General features: G+C 70.2%; 25 protein-coding genes. 24 read left to right on the top strand and 1 reads right to left on the bottom strand.

What is annotated here, in order from left to right:
- The first annotated feature begins 59 nt into the window (after positions 1–59).
- The 14 genes from rimM to ACZ45E_RS15560 all read left to right on the top strand — a co-directional run bounded on the left by rimM (position 60) and on the right by ACZ45E_RS15560 (position 11,634).
- Positions 60–629 carry a ribosome maturation factor RimM gene (gene rimM, locus ACZ45E_RS15625; RefSeq protein WP_468221042.1) on the top strand — a complete coding sequence of 190 codons (570 nt, stop codon included), beginning with the start codon at positions 60–62 and terminating at the stop codon, positions 627–629.
- The gene (trmD, locus tag ACZ45E_RS15620) at positions 626–1,447 is read left to right on the top strand and encodes a tRNA (guanosine(37)-N1)-methyltransferase TrmD (protein WP_468221040.1); all 822 of its coding nucleotides are present in this window, start codon (positions 626–628) and stop codon (positions 1,445–1,447) included. The genes rimM and trmD overlap by 4 nt, the downstream gene beginning before the upstream one ends.
- A 132-nt stretch (positions 1,448–1,579) precedes the next feature.
- Positions 1,580–1,930, top strand: coding sequence for a 50S ribosomal protein L19 (rplS, locus tag ACZ45E_RS15615; RefSeq protein WP_356493218.1), 351 nt, complete (start codon positions 1,580–1,582; stop codon positions 1,928–1,930).
- Positions 1,931–1,996: 66 nt separating this feature from the next.
- Positions 1,997–2,704, top strand: coding sequence for a signal peptidase I (gene lepB, locus ACZ45E_RS15610; protein WP_468221038.1), 708 nt, complete (start codon positions 1,997–1,999; stop codon positions 2,702–2,704).
- Positions 2,697–3,812, top strand: a complete 1,116-nt coding sequence (gene lepB, locus ACZ45E_RS15605) for a signal peptidase I (RefSeq protein ID WP_468221035.1) — start codon at positions 2,697–2,699, stop codon at positions 3,810–3,812. Before lepB (ACZ45E_RS15610) ends, lepB (ACZ45E_RS15605) begins: the two co-directional genes overlap by 8 nt.
- Complete coding sequence (gene lepB / locus ACZ45E_RS15600; protein WP_468221033.1) at positions 3,700–4,677, top strand: signal peptidase I; 978 nt, start codon at positions 3,700–3,702, stop codon at positions 4,675–4,677. Before lepB (ACZ45E_RS15605) ends, lepB (ACZ45E_RS15600) begins: the two co-directional genes overlap by 113 nt.
- A gap of 92 nt (positions 4,678–4,769) precedes the next feature.
- Complete coding sequence (lepB, locus tag ACZ45E_RS15595; RefSeq protein WP_468221031.1) at positions 4,770–5,510, top strand: signal peptidase I; 741 nt, start codon at positions 4,770–4,772, stop codon at positions 5,508–5,510.
- The gene (locus ACZ45E_RS15590) at positions 5,503–6,012 is read left to right on the top strand and encodes an NUDIX hydrolase (protein WP_468221029.1); all 510 of its coding nucleotides are present in this window, start codon (positions 5,503–5,505) and stop codon (positions 6,010–6,012) included. The genes lepB (ACZ45E_RS15595) and ACZ45E_RS15590 overlap by 8 nt, the downstream gene beginning before the upstream one ends.
- Positions 6,013–6,067: 55 nt before the next feature.
- Positions 6,068–6,376, top strand: a complete 309-nt coding sequence (locus ACZ45E_RS15585; RefSeq protein ID WP_005311352.1) for a DUF2469 domain-containing protein — start codon at positions 6,068–6,070, stop codon at positions 6,374–6,376.
- Between the two features lie 163 nt (positions 6,377–6,539).
- On the top strand, positions 6,540–6,917 hold the full coding sequence (locus tag ACZ45E_RS15580) for a YraN family protein (protein WP_468221026.1): 378 nt from the start codon (positions 6,540–6,542) through the stop codon (positions 6,915–6,917).
- Positions 6,917–8,536 carry a YifB family Mg chelatase-like AAA ATPase gene (locus ACZ45E_RS15575; protein ID WP_468221023.1) on the top strand — a complete coding sequence of 540 codons (1,620 nt, stop codon included), beginning with the start codon at positions 6,917–6,919 and terminating at the stop codon, positions 8,534–8,536. The genes ACZ45E_RS15580 and ACZ45E_RS15575 overlap by 1 nt, the downstream gene beginning before the upstream one ends.
- On the top strand, positions 8,533–9,714 hold the full coding sequence (dprA, locus tag ACZ45E_RS15570; protein WP_468221021.1) for a DNA-processing protein DprA: 1,182 nt from the start codon (positions 8,533–8,535) through the stop codon (positions 9,712–9,714). The genes ACZ45E_RS15575 and dprA overlap by 4 nt, the downstream gene beginning before the upstream one ends.
- A 387-nt stretch (positions 9,715–10,101) precedes the next feature.
- Positions 10,102–10,941, top strand: a complete 840-nt coding sequence (gene whiG / locus ACZ45E_RS15565) for an RNA polymerase sigma factor WhiG (protein ID WP_468221019.1) — start codon at positions 10,102–10,104, stop codon at positions 10,939–10,941.
- A 135-nt stretch (positions 10,942–11,076) separates the two neighbouring features.
- Complete coding sequence (locus ACZ45E_RS15560; protein WP_468221415.1) at positions 11,077–11,634, top strand: TetR/AcrR family transcriptional regulator; 558 nt, start codon at positions 11,077–11,079, stop codon at positions 11,632–11,634.
- A 441-nt stretch (positions 11,635–12,075) separates the two neighbouring features.
- Here ACZ45E_RS15560 and ACZ45E_RS15555 read toward each other — a convergent pair whose 3' ends face one another.
- On the bottom strand, positions 12,076–12,831 hold the full coding sequence (locus ACZ45E_RS15555) for a murein hydrolase activator EnvC family protein (protein WP_468221017.1): 756 nt from the start codon (positions 12,829–12,831) through the stop codon (positions 12,076–12,078).
- 268 nt (positions 12,832–13,099) lie between these two features.
- Here ACZ45E_RS15555 and rpsB point away from each other — a divergent pair, with 268 nt between their 5' ends.
- The 10 genes from rpsB (at position 13,100) to ACZ45E_RS15505 (ending at position 24,342) form a co-directional block, all read left to right on the top strand.
- Positions 13,100–14,044, top strand: coding sequence for a 30S ribosomal protein S2 (rpsB, locus tag ACZ45E_RS15550; RefSeq protein ID WP_468221014.1), 945 nt, complete (start codon positions 13,100–13,102; stop codon positions 14,042–14,044).
- A 116-nt stretch (positions 14,045–14,160) separates the two neighbouring features.
- Positions 14,161–14,997: a translation elongation factor Ts gene (tsf, locus tag ACZ45E_RS15545; RefSeq protein WP_468221012.1), complete on the top strand. Its 837-nt coding sequence runs from the start codon at positions 14,161–14,163 to the stop codon at positions 14,995–14,997.
- A gap of 168 nt (positions 14,998–15,165) precedes the next feature.
- Positions 15,166–15,936, top strand: coding sequence for a UMP kinase (gene pyrH / locus ACZ45E_RS15540; protein ID WP_468221010.1), 771 nt, complete (start codon positions 15,166–15,168; stop codon positions 15,934–15,936).
- Between the two features lie 157 nt (positions 15,937–16,093).
- Positions 16,094–16,651: a ribosome recycling factor gene (gene frr, locus ACZ45E_RS15535; RefSeq protein WP_468221007.1), complete on the top strand. Its 558-nt coding sequence runs from the start codon at positions 16,094–16,096 to the stop codon at positions 16,649–16,651.
- Positions 16,652–16,683: 32 nt separating this feature from the next.
- A complete protein-coding gene (locus ACZ45E_RS15530; RefSeq protein ID WP_468221005.1) occupies positions 16,684–17,862 on the top strand; it encodes a phosphatidate cytidylyltransferase in 1,179 nt (392 codons plus the stop codon).
- Between the two features lie 512 nt (positions 17,863–18,374).
- The gene (rlmN, locus tag ACZ45E_RS15525) at positions 18,375–19,481 is read left to right on the top strand and encodes a dual-specificity RNA methyltransferase RlmN (RefSeq protein ID WP_468221002.1); all 1,107 of its coding nucleotides are present in this window, start codon (positions 18,375–18,377) and stop codon (positions 19,479–19,481) included.
- Positions 19,482–19,703: 222 nt separating this feature from the next.
- The gene (locus ACZ45E_RS15520) at positions 19,704–20,792 is read left to right on the top strand and encodes a thiamine ABC transporter substrate-binding protein (protein ID WP_468221001.1); all 1,089 of its coding nucleotides are present in this window, start codon (positions 19,704–19,706) and stop codon (positions 20,790–20,792) included.
- 65 nt (positions 20,793–20,857) lie between these two features.
- Positions 20,858–22,471: an ABC transporter permease gene (locus ACZ45E_RS15515; protein WP_468220999.1), complete on the top strand. Its 1,614-nt coding sequence runs from the start codon at positions 20,858–20,860 to the stop codon at positions 22,469–22,471.
- A complete protein-coding gene (locus tag ACZ45E_RS15510) occupies positions 22,471–23,520 on the top strand; it encodes an ABC transporter ATP-binding protein (RefSeq protein ID WP_468220996.1) in 1,050 nt (349 codons plus the stop codon). The genes ACZ45E_RS15515 and ACZ45E_RS15510 overlap by 1 nt, the downstream gene beginning before the upstream one ends.
- A gap of 9 nt (positions 23,521–23,529) precedes the next feature.
- Entirely contained in the window at positions 23,530–24,342 is an 813-nt protein-coding gene (locus tag ACZ45E_RS15505) for a maleylpyruvate isomerase family mycothiol-dependent enzyme (RefSeq protein WP_468220994.1), read from the top strand.
- The last annotated feature ends 25 nt before the right edge of the window (positions 24,343–24,367 follow it).

The following is a 24,367-nucleotide window of genomic DNA, read 5'->3' as shown; positions in this document are numbered from 1 at the left end:
GGGCTTACGAGCCGTCCCCGGCCCTAGTCGTATGACAGGCATGACAGGAGTCATCGATCGTGCAGTTGGTAGTCGGGCGTATCGGCCGCGCCCACGGCATCAAGGGCGACGTCACCATCGAGGTGCGCACCGACGAGCCCGAGCTGCGGCTCGGCCCCGGTGCGGTGCTCGCCACCGACCCCGCCTCCACCGGGCCGCTCACCATCGAATCCGGCCGTGTCCACAGCGGCCGGCTGCTGCTGCGCTTCGCGGGCGTACGCGACCGGAGCCAGGCGGAGGCGCTGCGCAACACGCTCCTGATCGCCGAGGTCGACCCGGAGGAGCTCCCGGAGGACCCGGAGGAGTTCTACGACCACCAGCTCATGGACCTCGACGTCGTCACCGCCGACGGCCTGGAGGTCGGCCGCATCACGGAGATCTCGCACCTGCCCTCGCAGGACCTGTTCATCGTGGAGCGTCCCGACGGCAGCGAGGTCATGATCCCGTTCGTCGAGGAGATCGTCACCGAGATCGATCTCGAGGAGCAGAAGGCCGTCATCACCCCGCCGCCCGGCCTCATCGACGACCAGGCGGAGATCGTCTCCAGCCGCGACGCCGACGCCGACGCCGCGGAGGACGAGTCCGCATGAGGCTCGACGTCGTCACGATCTTCCCCGAGTACCTCGAACCGCTGAACGTCTCACTCGTCGGCAAGGCACGCGCGCGTGGGCAACTCGATGTCCACCTGCACGACCTGAGGGAGTGGACGTACGACCGGCACAACACGGTCGACGACACCCCCTACGGCGGCGGCCCCGGCATGGTCATGAAGACCGACCCCTGGGGCGCGGCCCTCGACGACGTACTGGCCGACGGGTACGAGAACGGGGCTCGGGGGCCCGTCCTGGTCGTCCCCACGCCCAGCGGGCGCCCCTTCACGCAGGAGCTCGCCGTAGAGCTCTCCGAGCGCCCCTGGCTGGTCTTCACGCCCGCACGCTACGAGGGCATCGACCGCCGCGTCATCGACGAGTACGCGACGCGCATGCCTGTCTACGAAGTCTCCATCGGTGACTACGTCCTCGCGGGCGGGGAAGCCGCGGTACTCGTCATCACGGAGGCCGTCGCCCGCCTGCTGCCCGGCGTGCTCGGCAACGCGGCCTCGCACCAGGACGACTCCTTCGCGCCCGGCGCCATGGCCAACCTCCTGGAGGGGCCCGTCTACACCAAGCCGCCCGAGTGGCGCGGCCGGGACATCCCGGACGTGCTCCTCAGCGGCCACCACGGCAAGATCGCCCGCTGGCGCCGTGACGAGGCGCTGCGCCGCACCGTGCGCAACCGGCCGGATCTCATCGAACGCACGGACCCGAAGGCCTTCGACAAGAAGGACCGGGAAATGCTCTCGATCCTCGGCTGGCGGCCCGGCCCCGACGGGCGATTTGGGCCAACGCCCGAGGCCGTGGAAGAATAGGCCGCTGCTGTACGTCCAGCCTGCGCCCCTGCCACAGGGGGAACGACGCAAGGCCCGACGCGAACAGCTACCGAAACTCATCGCATACCTCCCGCCGATGACCTGTGGCATCGGTGAAGAAAGCAGACGATCATGACTCACCTGCTCGACTCCGTCGACGCCGCGTCGCTCCGCAGCGACCTCCCGGCCTTCCGCCCGGGTGACACCGTCAACGTCCACGTCCGCGTCATCGAGGGCAACCGCTCCCGTGTGCAGCAGTTCAAGGGCGTAGTCATCCGTCGCCAGGGCGCCGGTGTCCGCGAGACCTTCACGGTCCGCAAGGTCTCCTTCTCCGTCGGCGTCGAGCGCACCTTCCCGGTGCACACGCCGATCGTCGAGAAGATCGAGCTCGTCACCCGGGGTGACGTCCGTCGCGCCAAGCTGTACTACCTGCGCGAGCTGCGCGGTAAGGCCGCGAAGATCAAGGAGAAGCGCGAGAACTGATCTCGCGCCCGCGGGAGCACCTCTCGCGGACGGCGTCACAGCGCGGCCGGATAGCATCTGGCCTCGATGGACACCGAAGCACAGCACTTGGAGCGCGATCGCTCCTCCCAGCCCTCGGAGAACACCCCGGCGGGCGAGGAGGACCGGTCGCGCTCCTCTTTGCTGTCCGGGGTCGCCGCCTGGCTGCCCGGCGGCCGCATCACGCTCACGCTGCTCGTGTGCCTGGCGTTCCTGCTGACGTTCAGCGCCTTCGTGATGCAGCCCTTCCAGATCCCCAGCAGCTCGATGGAGACCACATTGAGGGTCGGGGACCGCGTTCTCGTAAATAAGTTGGCGTACCGTTTCGGTGCCGAACCGGGGCGAGGGGACGTGATCGTCTTCGACGGCAGCGGGTACTTCGGTGACGCCGACTACATCAAGCGCGTCGTCGGCGTAGGGGGAGACCACGTGGTCTGCTGCGACAGCAAGGAGAGGATCGAGGTGAACGGGCAGTCCGTGGACGAGCGCGCCGTGTTGCACACGGGGGACGCTCCTTCGGAAGTGCCCTTCGACATCGAGGTCCCCGAAGGCACGCTCTTTCTGCTCGGTGACCATCGCAGCGACTCCCGCGACTCCCGCGACTATCTGGGCGCCCCCGGCGGCGGCTTCGTCCCCGTCGGCCAAGTGATCGGGAAGGCCCAGTGGATCGCCTGGCCCGCCGGACATTGGCACTCCTTGTCACGCACGGACGTCTACGCGCGCGTGCCCGCCCCCGCCGGCGGTGCTCATGGGTAGGCGTGGCAAGGCTCCATCGGGCCATCGCTCCGATGATCAACTGCCCACCGGCAGCCGCCCCACCAGTGGTCCGGCGCTGCCCGGTCGTGCCGAGCGCCGCAAGCTCGCCCGCAAGGTCAAGCGACGCAGACGGCGTTCCGCGATCAAGGAGATACCGCTCCTCATAGGGGTGGCCCTATTGATCGCCCTCGTCCTGAAGACGTTCCTCGTGCAGGCCTTCGTGATCCCGTCGGGCTCCATGGAACAGACGATCAAGATCGGTGACCGGGTCGTCGTCGACAAGCTCACCCCGTGGTTCGGCGCGAAGGTGCAGCGTGGCGACGTGGTCGTCTTCCAGGACCCTGGTAAGTGGCTGGAGCAGGAGACCGGTCGGACGACGGACGCCCCCGTCGGGGTCAAGCAGATCAAGTCGGGCCTGACCTGGATCGGGCTGCTGCCGTCCGACAATGAGCGCGATCTGATCAAGCGGGTCGTCGGGGTCGGTGGCGACACCGTGAAGTGCTGCGACAAGCAAGGACGCGTCACGGTCAACGGAGTCCCGCTGAACGAGACTGCGTACATCCACCCGGGCAACGCCCCCTCCAAGTTCGACTTCTCGGTGAAGGTGCCCGCGGGGCGGCTGTTCGTCATGGGGGACCATCGCGCCAACTCGGCGGACTCGCGCTATCACCTCACCGACAAGTTCGACGGGACCGTCTCCGAGGAGTCGGTCGTGGGCCGTGCCCGGTGGATCGTGTGGCCCTTCGCGCACTGGTCCGGACTCGGGGAACCGGACACGTTCGCGGCGGTGACCGAAGCGCGTCGTGACGGATCGACCGCGGCCTCCGCCGCGTCGCATAGGCTGACCACTGCGAACAGCGTCGTATCGAGTTCGAACGCACCGGATTCGGACGGATTGATCCCCCTCCCGACCCCTGCGGAACTCCCGCTCGTTATGGGAATGGTGGGCCTGCATCGCGTAGGGATCAGGCAGCGGCACGGAGTGAGGAGTGGATGTGGGGGACTTGGCGGTCGGCGCACGGTCAGGGCATGGGCCCGAAGAACAGCCCGGGCGATCCGGCGACGCGGCGAGTCCGGCCGTGACGGACCGTGTTCCCGGGGACGGTGACGCCGTGGAACCGGCGTCCTCGACCGAGGCGGGATCCGGCGGCGACGAGGCCGCGAGCAAGCAGAAGAAGCCCCGCTCCTTCTGGAAGGAGCTGCCGCTCCTCATCGTCATCGCCCTCGTCCTCGCGCTGGTGATCAAGACGTTCCTGGTCCAGGCGTTCTCGATCCCGTCGGCTTCGATGGAGAACACGCTGCAGATCGGCGACCGGGTGCTCGTCGACAAGCTCACTCCGTGGTTCGGCTCGGAGCCGGAGCGCGGCGAGGTCATCGTCTTCCACGACCCGGACGGGTGGCTGGAGGGCGAGCCGACGGCGGAGCCGAACGCGGTGCAGCAGGTTCTCAGTTGGGTCGGCCTGATGCCGTCCGCCGACGAGAAGGACCTCATCAAGCGCGTCGTCGGCGTCGGTGGCGACACCATCGAGTGCAAGGGCACGGGCCCGCTCAAGGTCAACGGCAAGGCGCTCAGCGAGCCGTACGTGTACGCGGGCAACACCCCGTGCACCCCTGACAACGCGGGCGGAACCTTCAAGAAGAAGGTCCCTGAAGGCAAAGTTTGGGTCATGGGCGACCACCGCCAGGACTCGATGGACTCCCGTTACCACCAGAACGACAAGAACCAGGGCTTCGTGCCGGTCGGCAATGTCGTGGGTCGGGCCATCGTCGTAGCCTGGCCGCCCACGCACTGGTCGACGCTGCCGGTGCCGGACACCTTCGACCAGCCGGGTATCAACGCCGCGGCGAGCGCGGCTCCGGGTGCGCTCGGTCTCGCGGGCGCGGTGCCCCTGGTCCTGTGGCGCCGACGCAAGATCAATCAGCGTCTTACCGACGGGAACACCAGGGTTTCTGGGACCGGTACCGCCGGGTAGGGTGCCGTCCCAGATCGTCGATCTCCCGAGGTCCGTGCCGCTCAGAGGCCGGACCGGGGGGACCGGATTCTCCAACGCGGGGAGCAACTGGGATGAGCAGGACACGTCGTACGGGTGAGGGCCACGGCCGGGTCGGCAGCGTGCTGTCGGGCATAGCCGTGGCCCTCGGCTGTGTGCTGTTCCTCGGCGGATTCGTGTGGGGCGCGATCGTCTACCAGCCGTACACGGTGCCTACCGACTCGATGACGCCGACGATCGGCGCGGGCGACCGGGTCCTCGCACAGCGCATCGACGGCAATGAGGTCAAGCGCGGTGACGTCGTCGTTTTCCAGGAGGCCACCTGGGGTGACATGCCGATGGTCAAGCGCATCGTCGGCGTCGGCGGCGACCGGGTCGCCTGTTGCACCGACGGCAAGCTGACGGTCAACGGCAAAAAGATCGAAGAACCGTATCTGCCGGCCGGGAAGAGCGCGGCGCTCACCGGTATCGAGTCCACGACCGTCCCCAAGGGCCGGCTGTTCCTGCTCGGCGACGAGCGCAGCGGTTCCCTCGACTCCACCGTCCACCTTGACGACGCGGACCACGGCTCGGTGGAGCGCGGCGCGGTGCGGGGCCGGGTGGACGCGGTGGCCTGGCCCATGGACGGCATGCTGGCGAAGCCCACCGGTTTCGAGGCGTTGCCCGGCGGGATCTCGCAGCCGGGACCGCTCACTTTGATGGTGACAGCCGTCCTCGTGGGCGCCGTCCTCGTGCTGGGCGGTGCGGCGTACGGCCCGATCGCCAAGCGGGCGCGGCGGCCTCGCGCCAGGAGCTCGGAACCGGTTCGTGCCTGAGCCCGGCCGCGAACTGCGCAAGGTGGCCCGGGTCGTGCTGCTCGACCCGGAGAGCCGTGTCCTGCTGCTGCACGGTCACGAGCCCGGTGACAGCGCCGACGACTGGTGGTTCACGCCGGGCGGCGGCCTGGAGGGCGGCGAGACGCGTGAACAGGCGGCGCTGCGGGAACTGGCTGAGGAGACCGGCATCACCGACGTGGAGCTGGGCCCTGTGCTGTGGAAGCGGATCTGCTCGTTCCCGTTCGACGGGCGGCGCTGGGACCAGGACGAGTGGTACTTCCTGGCTCGTACGACCGCCGCGGCGGTGCGGCCGGAGATCAATGAGAAAGGCCTGACCGAACTCGAACGCCGCAGCGTCGCCGGAGCGCGCTGGTGGACGTACCGGGAACTGGCCGAGGCGCATGAGACGGTGTATCCGACCAGACTCGCCGAACTACTGAACCGGCTGTTCGACGAAGGTCCCCCGAGCAGGCCGCTGGTCCTCGACACGGAAATCGTCTAGAGGCTCCAGGGGCTGGCGCACAATAGGGGGACGCACGGCTGAAGGGGAACATGCCATGAGCGCCGAGGACCTCGAGAAGTACGAGACCGAGATGGAGCTGAAGCTCTACCGGGAGTACCGCGATGTCGTCGGACTGTTCAAATACGTGATCGAGACCGAGCGGCGTTTCTACCTCACCAACGACTACGAGATGCAGGTGCACTCGGTCCAGGGCGAGGTGTTCTTCGAGGTGTCGATGGCGGATGCGTGGGTCTGGGACATGTACCGGCCGGCGCGATTCGTGAAGCAGGTGCGTGTTCTCACGTTCAAGGACGTGAATATTGAGGAGCTCAACAAGAGCGACTTGGAGCTCCCGGGCAGCTGATCAGCTTCCGAGCGACCCACCACTGCCTCCCTCCACAGCTATGCCACCCCGGGTTTGCCTCCCTCGCGTGGGTGACAGGGTTTTCCACAACCCGTAAGTAGTTCACCAAGATCCACTTCCGTCGGACCTGTGCGTCAGCGTGGGTCTCGGAGGTGGTGCCGACGTGAACGCACGGGGCGCAATGGGCAAGTACGGCGAAGAACTCGCCGCGAGGCAGCTGACCGACGCCGGGATGACGGTGATCGCGCGGAACTGGCGAGCGGGACGGACGGGCGAGCTCGACATCGTGGCGCGGGACGGCGACGCGATCGTCGTCTGCGAGGTCAAGACCCGCAGGGGCCGTGGCAGGAAGGGTGACGCCTTCGAGCACCCCATGGCCGCGATCACCCCGATCAAGGCCCGTCGGTTGCGGGAGCTCGCGGAGCGTTGGGTGCAGGAGCACGGGGGAGCGCCACCCGGAGGCGTCCGGATCGACCTGGTCGGCGTTCTGCTCCCCGAGCGCGGAGCTCCCCGCATCGAGCATGTGCGGGGGGTGTCCTGATGGGGTTCGCGCGTACGTGTTCCGTGGCCCTGGTGGGCGTCGAGGGCGTCGTCGTGGAGGTGCAGGCCGACCTGGAGCCGGGCATCGCCGCGTTCACGCTCGTGGGCCTGCCCGACAAGAGCCTCAGCGAGAGCCGTGACCGGGTCAGGGCCGCGGTGGTCAACTCCGGGGCCGACTGGCCGCAGAAGAAACTCACCGTGGGGCTCAGCCCGGCGTCCGTACCAAAAGGCGGCAGCGGTTTCGATCTAGCTGTTGCCTGCGCGGTGCTCGGGGCGGCCGAGCGGATCGATCCCCGGGTCCTCGCCGACATCGTGATGATCGGGGAGCTCGGGCTCGACGGGCGGGTGCGACCGGTGCGGGGCGTGTTGCCGGCCGTCCTCGCCGCGGCCGACGCGGGGTACGAGCAGGTCGTGGTCCCCGAATGCACGGCCGGGGAGGCGACCTTGGTGCCCGGCGTCTCCGTTCTCGGTGTCCGCAGCCTGCGCCAGCTCATCGCCGTGCTCACGGACGAGCCGGTGCCGGACGAGGACCCGGACGAGCGCGGCCGCCCCGATCCGATGCTCGCGGGACTGAGCGTCCCGGGCAGCGGGGCGGGCATGGGGTTCGGCGCGCCGGTGAACGACGGGCACACGCTGGATCTCGCCGATGTCGTCGGCCAGATGTCGGCCCGCACCGCGATCGAGGTCGCCGCCGCCGGCGGACACCACGTGATGCTCTCGGGCCCGCCGGGTGCGGGCAAGACCATGCTCGCCGAGCGGTTGCCCGCCGTCCTGCCGCCGCTCACCCGCGCGGAGTCCCTGGAGGTCACGGCGATCCACTCGGTGGCCGGGATGCTGCCACCGGGCAAATCCATGATCGACACGCCTCCGTACTGCGCGCCTCACCACTCGGCGACGATGCAGTCCCTCGTCGGGGGCGGGCCCGGTGTGGCCCGGCCGGGAGCGGTGTCCTTGTCTCACAGAGGCGTGCTTTTTCTGGACGAAGCGCCTGAATTCAGTGGCCGGGCGCTCGACGCACTACGCCAGCCACTCGAAGCGGGACACGTGGTGATCGCCCGCAGCGCGGGGGTGGTGCGGCTGCCCGCGCGGTTCCTGATGGCGCTCGCCGCGAACCCCTGTCCCTGTGGACAGTTCCGGGCCCTGGGCGGTGAGTGCGACTGCCCGCCCGCCACGGTGCGGCGTTACCAGGCGAGGCTCTCCGGACCGCTCCTCGACCGGGTCGACCTACGGGTCGAGGTGGACGCGGTGACCCGCAACGAACTGTCAGGTCATGGGCCACGAGGTGAGAGCACTCAGACCGTCGCGGACCGGGTGCGCGCGGCCCGGGAGCGGGCGGTGGCACGGCTCACCGACACACCGTGGCGGACCAACAGCGAAGTGCCGGGGCACGCCCTGCGGACGCGGTGGCCCACCGCCCCCGGCGCCCTGGACGAAGCGGAAATGGATCTGGAGCGCGGCTTCCTGACCGCCCGCGGGCTCGACCGGGTCCTGCGCGTGGCCTGGACGGTGGCCGACCTCGCCGGGCGCGACCGGCCCTTCGCGCAGGACGTGGCGCTCGCGCTGCAACTGCGGACCGGGATCTCCCGCGGGGTCCCGATGACGATCGGAGCCGGCTCGTGACGGCGGCGCGGGTCCCGGAAGAGGTACGGCTCGCCCGGGCCCGCCTCTCCCGGATCGTCGAACCGGGCTGGGAGGTGTCGGGGCGCTGGCTCAAGGAGTTCGGGCCGGTGGAGACCGTGCGGCGGATCGACGAGGCCGACGAGGGAGTGGACGAGCCGTTGCCGTTGCCGGGGGTGCGGGCGGAGCGCTGGGCGGGGATCCTCGCGCGGGCCCGCGACGCGCCGCCGCCGGAGCGGGACCTGGCGCGGGTGGAGGGGCTCGGGGGACGGTTCGTCTGCCCCGGGGATGCCGAGTGGCCGGGGCAGTTGGACGACCTGGGGGACGAGCGGCCTGTCGGGCTGTGGGTGCGGGGCGGGGCCAGTCTGCGGATGTGGGCGCTGCGCTCGGTGGCGGTGGTGGGTGCGCGGGCATGTACCGATTACGGGGTGCGGATGGGTGCGAGCCTCGGGGCCGGCCTGGCCGAGCGCGGCTGGGTCGTCGTCTCCGGTGGCGCCTACGGGGTCGACGCGGCGGCGCACCGTGGGGCGCTCGGCGCGGCCGGGGCCACTGTCGCCGTGCTGGCCTGCGGGGTCGATCGCGTTTATCCGCGCGGGCACACCCAGTTGATCGACAGGATCGCGGAACAGGGTCTTGTGGTGGGTGAGTTGCCGCCCGGTGATCATCCGACGCCCGCCCGTTTCATCCTGCGGAACCGGGTGATCGCCGCGCTCACCAGAGGCACGGTCGTCGTCGAGGCGGCCTACCGCAGCGGAGCGCTGGGCACGGTCCGCTGGGCACAGCGCCTGGGGCGGCACGCGATGGGGGTGCCGGGGCCGGTGACCAGTGGTGTCTCCGCCGGGGTTCATGAACTGCTGCGCAAGGAGGGTGTCCTGGTCACCGACGCCGCGGAAGTCATCGAACTGGTCGGCGAGATGGGGGAGCTGGCACCGGAGCGGCATGGGCCCGTGCTGCCGCACGATCTGCTGCCACCGGCCACGGCACGGGTACTCGCCGCACTGCCCGCGAACGGGGTGCACACCGTCCAGGAGATCGGCCGGGGAGCGGGGACGAGTGTGGACGACGCGATCGGGAGGCTGTACGAACTGCGCTCTTTGGGGTTCGTCGAACGACATGGCGACGGCTGGCAGTTGACACGCCAGGCGATCCGCTCGGTGTTTTCGGCTGAGGGAGAGCCCTGACGCAGAGTATTGCGCCGTCCGGATGACACCCCGATGGCCTTGGCAATTCCGGCAGTTGGCGAGGTGGCCCGGTCACGTACGGCGACGGAAGCGTTCGCGCAAGTCCCCCAACGGAACGTATCTGCGCGCGTACGATCCCATGCCCTTCGCTCACTGCGACACTCCAGTCACGCTACGCTCACCAGGATTCGGGTTCGTCACCTCAATCCGGAATCAGGCAGGCGGTTCGACACCAGTCACCATCCAGACGGGCAAGACTCCATCTTCACCAGCAAAGCGACTCCAACGACCACAGAGTCGGCCACCCGCCCGGGCTCGCTCCCCGGCTCTTCCCCCGGCCCCCTCTCCGACTCCCTCGGTACGCAGCAGAACGGCACAAGGCGGCGCATGCCACAGCACACCTCCGAGTCCGACCGGGCGGCGGTACCTCCCGCGGCCCGCGGCTCCAGCGTGCGGCCTCCGGCTCCCTCCTCCCTAGAGGAGCTGTGGAGGTCGTACAAGGCGACCGGTGACGAGCGGCTGCGCGAGCAGTTGATCCTGCATTACTCGCCGCTGGTGAAGTACGTCGCCGGCCGCGTCAGTGTGGGGCTGCCGCCCAATGTGGAGCAGGCCGACTTCGTCTCGTCCGGGGTCTTCGGGCTGATCGACGCGATCGAGAAGTTCGACATCGAGCGCGAGATCAAGTTCGAGACGTATGCGATCACCCGGATCCGCGGGGCGATGATCGACGAGCTGCGAGCCCTGGACTGGATCCCGCGGTCCGTGCGGCAGAAGGCGCGCAATGTGGAGCGCGCCTACGCGACGCTGGAGGCCAAGCTGCGGCGCAGTCCCTCGGAGAGCGAGGTGGCCGAGGAGATGGGGGTCGCGCTGGAGGAACTGCACGCTGTTTTCAGCCAGTTGTCGCTGGCCAACGTGGTGGCGCTCGAGGAGTTGCTGCACGTCGGAGGCGAGGGCGGGGACCGGCTCAGCCTCATGGACACCCTGGAGGACCGCGCGGCGGACAATCCGGTGGAGGTCGCGGAGGATCGGGAGCTGCGGCGGTTCCTGGCGCGTGCGATCAATACGCTGCCGGAGCGCGAGAAGACCGTGGTGACGCTCTACTACTACGAGGGGCTCACCCTCGCCGAGATCGGCAATGTGCTCGGCGTCACGGAGAGCCGGGTCAGTCAGATCCATACGAAGTCGGTGTTGCAGCTGAGGGCGAAGCTGGCCAGTTTCGGTCGATGAGCGGGCGGGGGCCGCTGGTGGCGAATCGTCCCTGCCGGATCGTCGGCGGGCCCGCACCGTGGGTGGCCGGTGAGACTCCCCTCCCGGGCGGCGCGTCCGTAAAGTGGAGCCGTGCCAAGGATTCGAGCGGCCTCTGTGGCCGAGCACCGGTCGATGCAGCGCGGCGCCCTTCTGGACGCGGCGCGCTCCCTGCTGTCCGAGGGTGGGACGGAGGCGCTGACGTTCCCCGCGTTGGCTGAGCGGACGGGGCTCGCGCGGTCGTCCGTGTACGAGTACTTCAAGTCCCGCGCGGCCGTGGTCGAGGAGCTGTGCGAGGTCGATTTCCCGGTGTGGGCCGCGGAGGTCGAGGACGGGATGGGCCGGGCCGCGACGGCCGAGGGCAAGGTCGGGGCCTATGTGCGGGTCCAGTTGACCCTGGTGGGGGACCGGCGGCACCGTGCCGTGGTGGCCATCTCGGCGAGTGAGCTGGACGCGGGCGCCCGCGAGAAGATCCGGGCCGCGCACGGTGGCCTCGTCGCCATGATCGTCGAGGCGCTCGCCGACCTGGGGCACGAGCAGCCCCGGCTCGCCGCGATGCTCTTGCAGGGTGTCGTGGACGCGGCGGTACGCCGGATCGAGCTCGGCGCCGCGGAGGATCCGGGCGTGATCGTGGACGCGGCTGTGGGGATGGCGTTGCGGGGCGTTCGGGGGTGAGGTCCGGCTTGGATTTCGGACCGTGGGCCGGCATCCGTCGGGCCCGGAGCTGATCTCGCGTAGAGCAACTGGTGGGCTCGGGGCTGAGCTTTGCTGGGCAACTGGTGGGGCTCGGGGCTGAGCCTCGCTGGGCAGCCGGATGTGCCCGGGGATGAGCTCGCTGGGCCGCTGTAGGCGCCTTGCAGGGGGCCTGAGCCTCAGGCGCCCCGCCGCCCGCCCCCGGGGCTGAGCCCCCGCCGCTGCCGCGGAGCTCCAGGGCCGGGCCCCCGTACCCGGCGCCGGGCCCCAGGAGCCCCTACGCCTGCCGCTGGCCGCCCGCCCCCGGGGCTGAGCCCCCGCCGCTGCCGCGGAGCTCCAGGACCGGGCCCCCGTACCCGGCGCCGGGCCCCAGAAAGCCTTTTCGCCTCCCCCGCTGGGTTCCAAGGCTGGCCCCCACCTCTCTCACCGGGCCCCAGGAGCCCCTACGCCCCCCGCCGGGCTCCAAGGCTGCCCCACCTCTCTCGCCGGGCTCCACGGCTGAACCCCCACACCTGTCGCCGCCTCCCAGGCCCGGCCTCCGTGATCGCCGCCGTCGGAGCCCATAGCCGTGCCCCCGGACAGCCCCTGTTCGCCGCGCCCCATCAGGAGACGTAGACGCAGGCGCTCGGCGTCGGGGCCCGTCGGCGGGGGCCACCCCCACACCGGCAGGAGCCGTGCCGGGCTTCGGCGGGACAGTGAGGGGTCCAGCAGGGAGAGCGGGTCCAGGTACGTGGTGCCTCTGCGCAGACCCCAGTGGAGGCACGAGGGGGAAGAGAGCGGGCAGTGCCCCGTAGGGAGCTGCAGGGTCCCGATCGGGTCGCCCGGGGCCACGTCGGCGCCCTTCTCGACCGTCGCCGTCACCGGTTCGTACGTCGTGCGCAACGGGGGATCCCCCGTGTCCGCCAGCTCCACCGACACCACGCCCCGGCCCGCCACCTCGCCCGCGAACGAGACCCGGCCGGCGGCGACCGTGCGGACCGGGGCGTCGATGGGCGCGGCCAGGTCGACGCCGCGGTGGCCCGGTCCGTAGGGGGACGCGGGCGGATTCCAGGGGCGTACGACGGTCGGGCGGTCGCCCACGGGCCAGAAGCGGGAACCGGCCGCGAGTGCGTCGTGCGGCAGCGTGTACGAGAGCGCGCAGACGAGCAGGATCAGCGTCACGCCGAGTAGTTTTCGCATGGCTCCGACGATCCCCGGCCGGGTCGGTTCCGGGGGATCATGGCCGGGAAACGTGGACTACCGGGCGGTTGTGGACAGTGGCGTCACCCCCTACCTCGCGGGTCCCGTACACTTCATGTGGCGATCCGGGCCACCGGATCGACTTCGCACGCCCCGACACCGAGCCTCACCGGCTTCGTGGCAGCGTCCTTCGGTCCCGTACTCACGTACGCGGCAGGCGCGCGGCGGGGTGTCAGGAAACAACCGAGAACACACAAGGAGTACGGCCATGGCCGTCGTCACGATGCGGGAGCTGCTGGAAAGCGGCGTCCACTTCGGTCACCAGACCCGTCGTTGGAACCCGAAGATGAAGCGATTCATCTTCACGGAGCGCAACGGCATCTACATCATCGACCTGCTCCAGTCGCTGTCGTACATCGACCGCGCCTACGAGTTCGTCAAGGAGACCGTCGCCCACGGCGGCACGGTCATGTTCGTCGGCACGAAGAAGCAGGCGCAGGAGGCGATCGCCGAGCAGGCGACCCGCGTCGGCATGCCCTACGTGAACCAGCGCTGGCTGGGCGGCATGCTCACCAACTTCTCGACCGTCTACAAGCGTCTGCAGCGCCTCAAGGAGCTCGAGCAGATCGACTTCGAGGACGTCGCCGCGTCCGGTCTCACCAAGAAGGAGCTTCTCGTGCTCTCGCGCGAGAAGGCCAAGCTGGAGAAGACCCTCGGTGGTATCCGCGAGATGTCCAAGGTGCCCAGCGCCGTCTGGATCGTGGACACCAAGAAGGAGCACATCGCGGTCGGTGAGGCCCGGAAGCTCAACATCCCGGTCGTCGCGATCCTCGACACCAACTGCGACCCCGACGAGGTCGACTACAAGATCCCGGGCAACGACGACGCGATCCGCTCCGTCACCCTGCTCACCCGCGTGATCGCCGACGCCGTCGCCGAGGGCCTCATCGCCCGTTCCGGCGCTGCGACCGGCGACCAGAAGCCGGGCGAGAAGGCCGCTGCCGAGCCGCTCGCCGAGTGGGAGCGCGACCTGCTCGAGGGCGAGAAGAAGGCCGACGAGAAGGCCGAGGAGGCCCCGGCCGCCGAGGCTGCCGCCGCTGAGGCTCCGGCCGCCGAAGAGGCGCCCGCCGCCGAGGCTCCGGCCGCTGAGGAGGCTCCGGCCGCCGAGGCCGCCGCCACCGAGGCTCCGGCCGCGGACGCCGAGCAGGCCTGACCCGTACGGGTACCGGCTTCAACACCGGTTTCATGAGGTGACGGCGGGGGCCCACGCGGCCCCCGCCGTTCACCCGTGACCTCCGACTTCAGACTTCGTAGAGAGAAACCAGGATCATGGCGAACTACACCGCCGCTGACGTCAAGAAGCTCCGTGAGCTCACGGGCGCCGGCATGATGGACTGCAAGAAGGCCCTCGACGAGGCCGACGGCAGTGTCGACAAGGCCGTCGAGGCCCTGCGCATCAAGGGTCAGAAGGGCGTCGCCAAGCGCGAGGGCCGTTCCGCCGAGAACGGTGCCGTTGTCTCCCTCATCGCCGACGACAACACCTCCGGTGTCATCGTCGAGCTGAAGTGCGAGACGGACTTCGTCGCCAAGGGCGAGAAGTTCCAGGCCGTCGCGAACCAGCTGGCCGCGCACGTCGCCGCGACGAAGCCGGCCGACCTGCAGACGCTGCTCTCCTCCGAGATCGAGGCCGGCAAGACCGTCCAGGCCTTCGTCGACGAGGCCAACGCCACCCTCGGCGAGAAGATCGTCCTGGACCGCTTCGCGCAGTTCACCGACGGTTACGTGACCGCGTACATGCACCGCACGATGCCTGACCTGCCCCCGCAGATCGGTGTCCTTGTCGAGCTCGACAAGGAGAACGCCGAGATCGCCAAGGGTGTCGCGCAGCACATCGCCGCCTTCGCGCCGAAGTACCTCTCCCGTGAGGACGTGCCGGCCGAGGTCGTCGAGTCCGAGCGTCGCGTCGCCGAGGAGACCACCCGCGCCGAGGGCAAGCCCGAGGCCGCGCTCCCGAAGATCGTCGAGGGTCGCGTCAACGGCTTCTTCAAGGAAGCGACGCTGCTCGGTCAGCCGTACGCCCTCGACAACAAGAAGTCCGTCGAGAAGGTCCTCCAGGAGGCCGGTGTCACCCTGAAGCGCTTCTCGCGCATCAAGGTCGGCATCTGAGTCCGTACGCGACAGCCGCGAGACCCCGCTAGGGTCGACAGCAGTCGCCGGGCCCGCACCGGACGACCGCAGATGTGACGAGGAGGCCATTGCCGCGCATGGGATGCGAACACCCCACCGGCAGTGGCCTTCTTTGTATGTGTGCCAAGTAAAAGAGGCGAGAACTCCATGACCACCACCCAGGCCGACAATGGTGACAAGAGCGACGACGGCAAAGGCGCGGGCCGCTTTCTGCTGAAGCTTTCCGGCGAGGCGTTCGCCGGGGGCGGGGGTCTGGGTGTCGACCCCGACGTGGTGCACGCCATCGCCCGGGAGATCGCGGCCGTGGTCCGTGACGGGGCGCAGATCGCCGTCGTCATCGGCGGCGGCAACTTCTTCCGCGGCGCGGAGCTGCAGCAGCGCGGCATGGACCGGGCCCGCTCCGACTACATGGGCATGCTCGGCACCGTCATGAACTGCCTGGCGCTCCAGGACTTCCTGGAGAAGGAAGGCATCGACAGCCGCGTGCAGACCGCGATCACCATGGGGCAGGTCGCCGAGCCGTACATCCCGCTGCGCGCCGTGCGCCACCTGGAGAAGGGCCGCGTCGTCATCTTCGGCGCCGGCATGGGCATGCCCTACTTCTCCACCGACACCACCGCCGCGCAGCGCGCCCTGGAGATCGACGCCGAGGCGCTGCTCATGGGCAAGAACGGGGTCGACGGCGTCTACGACTCGGACCCCAAGACGAACCCCGAGGCCGTGAAGTTCGACGCGCTCAGCTACAGCGAGGTCATCACCCGCGACCTGAAGGTCGCCGACATGACCGCGATCACCCTGTGCCGCGACAACAAGCTGCCCATTCTCGTCTTCGAGCTGCTGGCGTCGGGCAATATCGCCCGGGCCGTCAAGGGTGAGAAGATCGGGACGCTCGTGGGCGACCAGAGCACCCGCGCCTGACCCACACGTCCGTACCGCTCCGCGAGGGATGGACAATGTCCTGCCGGTCGGACACCGTGCAAGGACACCGCAGGAAACCGCGCGGGAAACAGACACGCGACGCAGCCGGCCGCCCCCGTGCAAGCCGGGCCTCACTCAAGACACGCAGGAGCAAGTGGTGATCGAAGAGACCCTCCTCGAGGCCGAGGAGAAGATGGAGAAGGCCGTCGTCGTCGCCAAGGAGGACTTCGCCGCGATCCGCACCGGTCGTGCGCACCCGGCGATGTTCAACAAGATCGTGGCCGACTACTACGGTGCGCTGACGCCGATCAACCAGCTGGCGTCGTTCTCGGTCCCCGAGCCGCGCATGGCCGTGGTGACCCCGTTCGACAAGACCGCGCTGCGCAACATCGAGCAGGCGATCCGGGACTCCGACCTGGGCGTCAACCCGAGCAATGACGGCAATATCATTCGAGTGACGTTCCCCGAGCTCACCGAGGAGCGCCGCCGGGACTACATCAAGGTCGCCAAGAGCAAGGCGGAGGACAGCAAGGTCTCCATCCGCTCCGTCCGTCGCAAGGCCAAGGAAGCCATCGACAAGGCGATCAAGGACGGCGACATCGGCGAGGACGAGGGCCGCCGAGGCGAGAAGGAACTGGACGACACCACCGCCAAGTACGTGGCCCAGGTGGACGAGCTGCTCAAGCACAAGGAAGCCGAGCTGCTCGAAGTCTGAGCGAGCGCGGAACATCGAGGTTCGAGGAATCCGTGAACGACTCTTCCTGGGGGGCGCCGTCCGGGCCCGGGTACTGGGGGCCTGCCGGCCAAGGGCCCGCCTACGGTCAGGGCCCCGCGTACGGTCAGGGCCCCGCGTACGACCAGGGGCGTGCTCCGGCGGGTCCCGCGTATGAACGGCACGCGGTTGAGGAGACTCGGCCCATGCCCATCGTGCCCGAGATGCCTGACGTGCCCGCCGGTGGCGGGGACGGTGACCAGGACGTCGACCGGGGGGCCGCTCGGCCGAGCGGCCCCTTGTTCCGCGACGAGACGCCGCAGGAGCCCATGCCCAGCGCAGCACCGCAGCCCGCCCCGGCGGCTCCCGCACCTTCGCAGCCTCAGCCGCAGCCCCAGAAGAAGAGCGCGGGCCGGGACCTCGGGGCGGCCATAGGGGTCGGTGTCGGGCTCGGCGCGGTGATCATCGCGTCGCTCTTCATCGTCAAGGCCGTCTTCGTCGGGGTGATAGCGGTCGCCGTCGTCGTCGGCCTCTGGGAGCTGACGTCGCGGCTCGAGGAGCGCAAGGCCATCAAGGCCCCGCTCGTTCCGCTCGCCGTCGGCGGCGCGGCCATGGTCGTCGCCGGGTACGTCCGCGGCGCCGAGGGCGCCTGGGTGGCGATGGCGCTGACCGCGCTCGCCGTCCTGGTGTGGCGGATGACCGAGCCGCCCGAGGGCTACCTGAAGGACGTCACGGCGGGGGTCTTCGCCGCGTTCTACGTACCGTTCCTCGCGACCTTCGTGGCGATGATGCTCACCGCGGACGACGGGGCGTGGCGCGTCCTGACGTTCCTGATCCTCACCGTGGTCAGCGACACCGGGGCGTACGCGATCGGCTGGCGCTTCGGCAAGCACAAGCTCGCGCCGCGCATCAGCCCCGGCAAGACCCGCGAGGGCCTGGTCGGCGCGGTGACGTTCGCCATGGTGGCCGGTGTGCTCTGCATGGAGTTCCTGGTGGACGACGGCGCCTGGTGGCAGGGGCTGATCATCGGCGTCTGTGTCGCCGCGAGCGCGACCCTCGGCGACCTCGGCGAATCCATGATCAAGCGGGACCTCGGCATCAAGGACATGGGCACGCTGCTCCCCGGGCACGGGGGCATCATGGACCGCCTCGACTCGCTGCTGCCGACCGCGCCGGTCGTGTGGCTGCTGCTGGTGCTGTTCGTGGGGTCCTGACGGGCCGCGCGGCTGCCGCGCTCCACGACACGGGCTCTCACCTTCGGGTGGGGGCCCGTTGCCGTACGCGATCCCTGTGCGCATCGGGGCGTGGGGCTCTTTCTCGCCTGGGTGGGGACGGTTTCTCGTCCCGGTGTTGCCGTACGCCGTTCTGAGTTCACTGCTGGGCTCGGCGGACGGCAGCCCGAGGAGCGGGAGCGTCGCCGACCCGTCGATGCCGGTCGCCTGGAGCGGCTGGAAGCTTCCATTGACCCTGTACCTTGCAGTCGCGCGACCGACCGATTCGGCCCTGCCGGAAAACCTCGCGCTCGCGGCGGTCCTGCACGTGGCCGCGGTGGGGGCGGGTGCGGCGATGCTGCGCGCGCTCGTCCGTACGCGGCTGGTGCCGGCGCCCTCGTGGACGACCCTCAGGGACGCCGGGTGTGACGCCGGCTGGTCAGACCGGGCCAGTGACGGGGGTCCCAGGTGACGACCCCAGGCCACCCTCATCCATCTGCGACACTGGTACAGCCATGCCTAAGCCCGGAGAACTCACTTTCGTCGCCCCCCGCGGAGCCAAGAAGCCGCCGCGGCACCTTGCTGATCTTTCGCCTGCCGAGCGGAAGGAAGCCGTTGCCGCGGTCGGTGAGAAGCCGTTCCGCGCCAAGCAGCTGTCGCAGCACTACTTCGCGCGGCTCGCGCACGATCCCGCGGAGTGGACCGACATCCCCGCCGGTTCGCGCGAGAAGCTGCGGGAGGCCTTGCTTCCCGAGCTGATGACCGTCGTACGGCACCTGTCGACCGACCAGGACACCACGCGCAAGACGCTGTGGCGGCTGTTCGACGGGACGCTCGTCGAGTCGGTGCTCATGCGGTACCCGGACCGGGTCACCATGTGCATCTCCTCGCAGGCCGGCTGCGGGATGAACTGCCCGTTCTGCGCCACCGGCCAGGCCGGCCTCGACCGGAACCTGTCGACCGGCGAGATCGTGCACCAGATCGTCGACGGGATGCGGGCCCTGCGCGACGGGGAGATCCCCGGTGGCCCGGCGCGGCTGAGCAACATCGTGTTCATGGGGATGGGCGAGCCGCTCGCCAACTACAAGCGGGTCGTCCAGTCGATCCGCGCCCTCACCGACCCCGAGCCGGACGGGCTCGGGCTCTCGCAGCGGGGTATCACCGTGTCGACGGTCGGGCTCGTCCCGGCCATCCACCGGTTCTCCGACGAGGGCTTCAAGTGCCGCCTCGCCATCTCGCTGCACGCGCCCGACGACGAGCTGCGCGACACCCTCGTACCGGTCAACACGCGGTGGAAGGTGCGGGAGGTCCTCGACGCCGGATGGGAGTACGCGGCGAAGTCGGGCCGCCGGCTCTCCATCGAATACGCGCTCATCCGCGACATCAACGACCAGGCGTGGCGCGGTGACCGGCTCGGCCGGCTGCTGCGGGGCAAGCCGGTGCACGTCAACCTGATCCCGTTGAACCCGACGCCGGGCTCGAAGTGGACGGCGTCGCGGCCGGAGGACGAGAAGGCGTTCGTCGAGGCGATCGCCGCGCACGGTGTGCCCGTCACCGTCCGGGACACCCGTGGCCAGGAGATCGACGGGGCGTGTGGTCAGCTCGCCGCCACCGAGCGGTAGCCTTTACGCCAGTACCCACATCTGCATATTCCGACAGGGGAGCGCCACAGCGCTGAGAGTGCGGCACCAGAGCAGAACAGGCCGCAGACCCTCTGAACCTCGCCCGGGTCATTCCGGGTAGGAAGTTCGGTCACCACTCATGCTGTTGCGCCCTGCCCGGGGACCTTCGAAGGTCCCCGGGCAGGGCCGCGTCTTCTCCTGGTCATTCCAGGAGGAATTCGAATGAGAACGAGCAAGAAGACGTACGGGACCGTGGCGGCGGCCGTGGGCCTCGGGCTGGTCACGTTGTCCGCGTGCGGGTCGTCGAACGGTTCGGGCTCCGACGGCGATGCCAAGACCGTCACCCTCGTCAGCCACGACTCCTGGGCCGTCTCCAAGAACGTGCTGAAGGACTTCGAGAAGAAGTCCGGCTACACGGTGAAGGTGCTGGAGGACGGCGACGCCGGGCAGGCCGTCAACAAGGCGATCCTGTCCAAGGGCAACCCGCAGGGCGACGTCTTCTTCGGCGTCGACAACACCCTGCTCTCCCGGGCGCTCGACAACGGGGTCTTCACCTCGTACAAGGCGAAGGGCCTCGGCGCGGTGCGGAGCGAGTACCGCCTCGACGCCGGCAAGGACCGGGTCACGCCGGTCGACACCGGTGACATCTGCGTCAACTACGACAAGAAGTACTTCGCCGACCACAAGCTGACGCCGCCCGCCTCCTTCGCCGACCTCACCGAGCCGCGGTACAAGAACCTGCTGGTCACCGAGAACGCGGCCACCTCGTCGCCGGGCCTCGGATTCCTGCTCGGGTCCGCCGCGCGGTACGGCGACGACGACTGGCAGGGCTACTGGAAGAAGCTCGTCGCCAACGGTGTGAAGGTCGTCGACGGCTGGGATCAGGCCTACAACGAGGAGTTCAGCGGCAGCGCCGGAGGCAAGAAGGCCGGGGGCGAGCGGCCCCTCGTGGTGTCGTACGCCTCCTCGCCGCCCGCCGAGGCGATCTACTCCGACCCGCAGCCGAGGACGGCGCCGGTCGGTGTCGCCACCGGGACCTGTTTCCGGCAGGTCGAGTTCGCCGGGCTGCTCGACGGGGCCGGGAACGAGAAGGGCGGCAAGGCGCTCCTCGACTTCCTGATCTCCAAGGAGTTCCAGCAGGACATGCCGCTCAACATGTTCGTCGACCCGGTGTCGGAGAACGCCACCGCGCCCGCCGACTACACGAAGTACGCCGTGCGGGTCGACGATCCCGAGACCATGAGCCCGCGCAGGATCGCGGACAACCGTGACAACTGGGTCAAGTCGTGGACCTCGCTCGTCAGGAAGTAGCGCACGGGGCGAAGCCCCGCGCCGCCCGCGCACGCCGGTCTGGGAGCGTGGTGCGGCTCGGGCTCATGGCCGTGCCCGTCGCCTTCTTCGCCCTCTTCTTCGCGTACCCGGTCATCGCGATCGTCCGGCGCGGGCTGCTCGTCGACGGCGCCTGGCGGTTCGGGCGGATCGTGGACGTGCTGGGGGAGTCGGACATCCGGCACGTCCTGTGGTTCACGGCATGGCAGGCGCTCGCCTCGACCGCTCTCACGCTGCTGATCGCGCTGCCGGGCGCGTATGTCTTCGCCCGCCTCGACTTCCCCGGCAAACAGGTGCTGCGGGCGGTCGTGACCGTGCCGTTCGTGCTGCCGACCGTCGTCGTCGGGACGGCGTTCCTGGCCCTCGTCGGCCGCGGCGGGCTGCTCGACGACGTGTGGGGCGTCCGGCTCGACACCACGGTGTGGGCGATCCTGGCCGCGCACGTCTTCTTCAACTACGCCGTCGTGGTGCGCACGGTCGGCGGGCTGTGGGGGCAGCTGGATCCGCGTCAGGAGGAGGCCGCGCGGATGCTCGGCGCCTCCCGGTTCACCGCGTGGCGCAAGGTGACCCTGCCGGCGCTCGGCCCCGCGGTGGCGGCCGCGGCGCTGATGGTCTTCCTCTTCACGTTCACGTCGTTCGGGGTCGTGCAGATTCTCGGCGGGCCGGGATACTCGACCCTCGAAGTCGAGATCTACCGGCAGACCGCGCAGATCTTCGACCTGTCGACCGCGGCCGTCCTGACGATCGTGCAGTTCGTCGCGGTGGGGCTCATTCTCGGCGTGCACGCCTGGAGCGTGCGCCGGCGGGAGAGCGCCCTGCGGCTCGTCGACGCCGCGCACACCGCGCGCCGCCCGCGCGGGGCGGGCCAGTGGGCGCTGCTCGGCGCGGTGCTCGCGAGCGTCGCCGTGCTGATCCTGCTGCCGCTGGGCGTGCTGGTGCAGCGCTCGCTCGACGCTCCGGGCGGGTACGGGTTCGCCTACTACCGGGCGCTCGGTGACGCCGACGGCGGGACCTTCCTCGTGCCGCCCATCGACGCCGTCCGGAACTCGCTGGAGTACGCGCTCGCCGCCACCGGGATCGCGCTCGTCATCGGCGGGCTCGCCGCCGCCGCGCTGACCCGGCGGGCGGGACGCCTGGTGCGCGGGTTCGACGCCCTGCTGATGCTGCCGCTCGGCGTCTCCGCGGTGACCGTCGGCTTCGGGTTCCTGATCACGCTCGACAAGCCGCCGCTGGACCTGCGGGCCTCGTGGATCCTGGTGCCGCTCGCCCAGGCGCTGGTCGGGGTGCCCTTCGTCGTACGGACCATGCTGCCGGTGCTGCGCGCCGTGGACGGGCGGCTGCGGGAGGCCGCCGCCGTGCTCGGGGCCTCACCGCTGCGGGCCTGGCGGGAGGTCGATCTGCCCCTGGTGCGGCGGGCGTTGCTGGTCGCGGCGGGGTTCGCGTTCGCCGTGTCGCTGGGCGAGTTCGGGGCGACGGTGTTCATCGCGCGGCCCGACAACCCGACCCTCCCGGTCGCCGTGGCACGGCTGCTCGGCCGGGCCGGTGACCTCAACTACGGGCAGGCGATGGCCCTGTCGACGGTCCTCATGGCCGTCTGCGCCGCCGCCCTGCTGCTGCTCGAACGCATGCGGCCCGCGCGGGCCTCGACCGGGGAGTTCTGATGGCGGCCTTGCTCGCACTCGACGACGCGACCGTACGGTTCGGTGGGCGCGCCGCGCTCGACGGCGTCGGCCTCGAGGTCGCCGAGCACGAGATCGTCTGCGTGCTCGGCCCCAGCGGCAGCGGCAAATCGACGCTGCTGCGGGCCGTCGCCGGGCTGCAACACCTCGACTCCGGGCGGGTGTTCCTCGACGGGCGTGACCAGACGGGCGTACCCGCGCACAAGCGGGGCGTGGGCCTGATGTTCCAGGACCATCAGCTGTTCCCGCAGCGGGACGTGGGCGGCAATGTCGCCTTCGGGCTGCGGATGCGCGGCGCCGGCCGGGACGAACAAGCCTCCCGGGTCGGAGAGTTGCTCAAGCTCGTCGGGCTGCCCGGCGCCGAGCGCCGGTCCGTCGCCGCGCTGTCCGGCGGCGAGCAGCAGCGTGTCGCGCTCGCCCGCGCCCTCGCCCCCCGCCCCCGGCTGCTGATGCTGGACGAGCCGCTCGGCCAGCTAGACCGGTCGCTGCGCGAGCGCCTGGTCGTCGAACTGCGTGAACTCTTCGGCGAGTTGGGCACCACCGTGCTGGCCGTCACACACGATCAGGGCGAGGCCTTCGCGCTCGCCGACCGGGTCGTCGTCATGCGCGACGGGCGGATCGCCCAGTCCGGCACGCCGCTCGACGTGTGGCGGCACCCGGCCGACGAGTTCGTGGCCCGCTTCCTCGGCTTCGACAACGTCGTCGAGGCGACCGTGTCGGTCTCGGGCGACGCCGCCGACACCCCCTGGGGCAAGGTGCCGGTCCCGGCCGGTTCGCCGCCGGGCCCCGGCAAGCTCCTCGTACGACCCGCGGGCGTACGCCTCGTCGCGGCCGCCGACGCCCAGCTGACCTGCACCGTCGCCGCCCGCACCTTCCGCGGCACGCATGTCGCGCTGCACCTGCAGCCCGACGGGGCGCCCCGGCTCGAAGCGGCCTGCGCGCTGCGTGCGGCGCCGGAGCAGGGCGCCGAGGTCGGCATCGCCTTCGACGCCGCGGAGATCGTGCTGCTGGGCGAGGGCCCGACTCCGTAGGGTCGGCGCATGACGACACCCGCGCAACGACGGCCCGCGCACCTCTCCCACGACCGGTTCTGCGACGAGATCGGCGCGCAGACCGACCTGTTGAGGACACATCTGGCCGGCGCCGATCTCTCCACGACCGTGCCGACCTGCCCCGACTGGACCCTGCGCGAGCTCGCCGAGCACGTCGGCCGCGCCCACCGCTGGGCCGAGGCGATGGTGCGTACCCGGGCGACGACGATGCTGCCCGACGAGGAGGTACCGGACCGCGCGCCGGACGGCGCCGACCCCGCCGCGCTCACCGCCTGGCTCGGCGACGGCGCCGGGCGCCTCGCACAGACCCTGCGGGCCGCGGGGCCCGACACGGCCTGCTGGAGCTGGGGCTGGCAGCAGGACGCCGCGTTCTGGGCCCGCCGGATGACGCACGAGACGGTGATCCACCGGGCCGACGCGGCGCTCGCGGTGGGGGCCGGGTACGACGTGGCGCCCGAGATCGCGGCCGACGCGATCGACGAGTGGCTGCGGATCGTGCGCTTCGTCCAGGACGTGAACGCCCGTGAGTCCGCCCAGGAGTTGAAGGCCGGCGGCCGCACCCTGCACCTGCACGCCACCGACACGGCCCCGGAGCTGGCCGCCGAGTGGCTGATCGAGCTGCGCGACGAGGGTGTCGTCTGGCGCCGCGACCACGCGAAGGCCGATGCCGCGCTGCGCGGCCCGCTGACGGCCGTGCTGCTCGCCTTCTACCGCCGTGAACCGGTCGACGGCGGGCGCGTCGAGGCGCTGGGCGACCGGGAGTTGCTCGACCACTGGCTGACCCGGGCCAGCTTCGGCTGAGCCGCAGGGGCCCGCGGGAACCGGG

The organism is Streptomyces sp. NPDC030991 (assembly GCF_055571235.1).
This window is presented reverse-complemented; position numbering and strand designations above follow the sequence as displayed.

Coding starts and splice junctions, on each gene's coding strand:
- trmD (WP_468221040.1), top strand. CDS start 626: ATGAGGCTCGACGTCGTCACGATCTTCCCCGAGTACCTCGAACCGCTG.
- rplS (WP_356493218.1), top strand. CDS start 1,580: ATGACTCACCTGCTCGACTCCGTCGACGCCGCGTCGCTCCGCAGCGAC.
- lepB (WP_468221038.1), top strand. CDS start 1,997: ATGGACACCGAAGCACAGCACTTGGAGCGCGATCGCTCCTCCCAGCCC.
- lepB (WP_468221035.1), top strand. CDS start 2,697: ATGGGTAGGCGTGGCAAGGCTCCATCGGGCCATCGCTCCGATGATCAA.
- lepB (WP_468221031.1), top strand. CDS start 4,770: ATGAGCAGGACACGTCGTACGGGTGAGGGCCACGGCCGGGTCGGCAGC.
- ACZ45E_RS15585 (WP_005311352.1), top strand. CDS start 6,068: ATGAGCGCCGAGGACCTCGAGAAGTACGAGACCGAGATGGAGCTGAAG.
- ACZ45E_RS15575 (WP_468221023.1), top strand. CDS start 6,917: ATGGGGTTCGCGCGTACGTGTTCCGTGGCCCTGGTGGGCGTCGAGGGC.
- whiG (WP_468221019.1), top strand. CDS start 10,102: ATGCCACAGCACACCTCCGAGTCCGACCGGGCGGCGGTACCTCCCGCG.
- ACZ45E_RS15555 (WP_468221017.1), bottom strand. CDS start 12,831: ATGCGAAAACTACTCGGCGTGACGCTGATCCTGCTCGTCTGCGCGCTC.
- rpsB (WP_468221014.1), top strand. CDS start 13,100: ATGGCCGTCGTCACGATGCGGGAGCTGCTGGAAAGCGGCGTCCACTTC.
- tsf (WP_468221012.1), top strand. CDS start 14,161: ATGGCGAACTACACCGCCGCTGACGTCAAGAAGCTCCGTGAGCTCACG.
- pyrH (WP_468221010.1), top strand. CDS start 15,166: ATGACCACCACCCAGGCCGACAATGGTGACAAGAGCGACGACGGCAAA.
- rlmN (WP_468221002.1), top strand. CDS start 18,375: ATGCCTAAGCCCGGAGAACTCACTTTCGTCGCCCCCCGCGGAGCCAAG.
- ACZ45E_RS15520 (WP_468221001.1), top strand. CDS start 19,704: ATGAGAACGAGCAAGAAGACGTACGGGACCGTGGCGGCGGCCGTGGGC.
- ACZ45E_RS15515 (WP_468220999.1), top strand. CDS start 20,858: ATGGCCGTGCCCGTCGCCTTCTTCGCCCTCTTCTTCGCGTACCCGGTC.
- ACZ45E_RS15510 (WP_468220996.1), top strand. CDS start 22,471: ATGGCGGCCTTGCTCGCACTCGACGACGCGACCGTACGGTTCGGTGGG.
- ACZ45E_RS15505 (WP_468220994.1), top strand. CDS start 23,530: ATGACGACACCCGCGCAACGACGGCCCGCGCACCTCTCCCACGACCGG.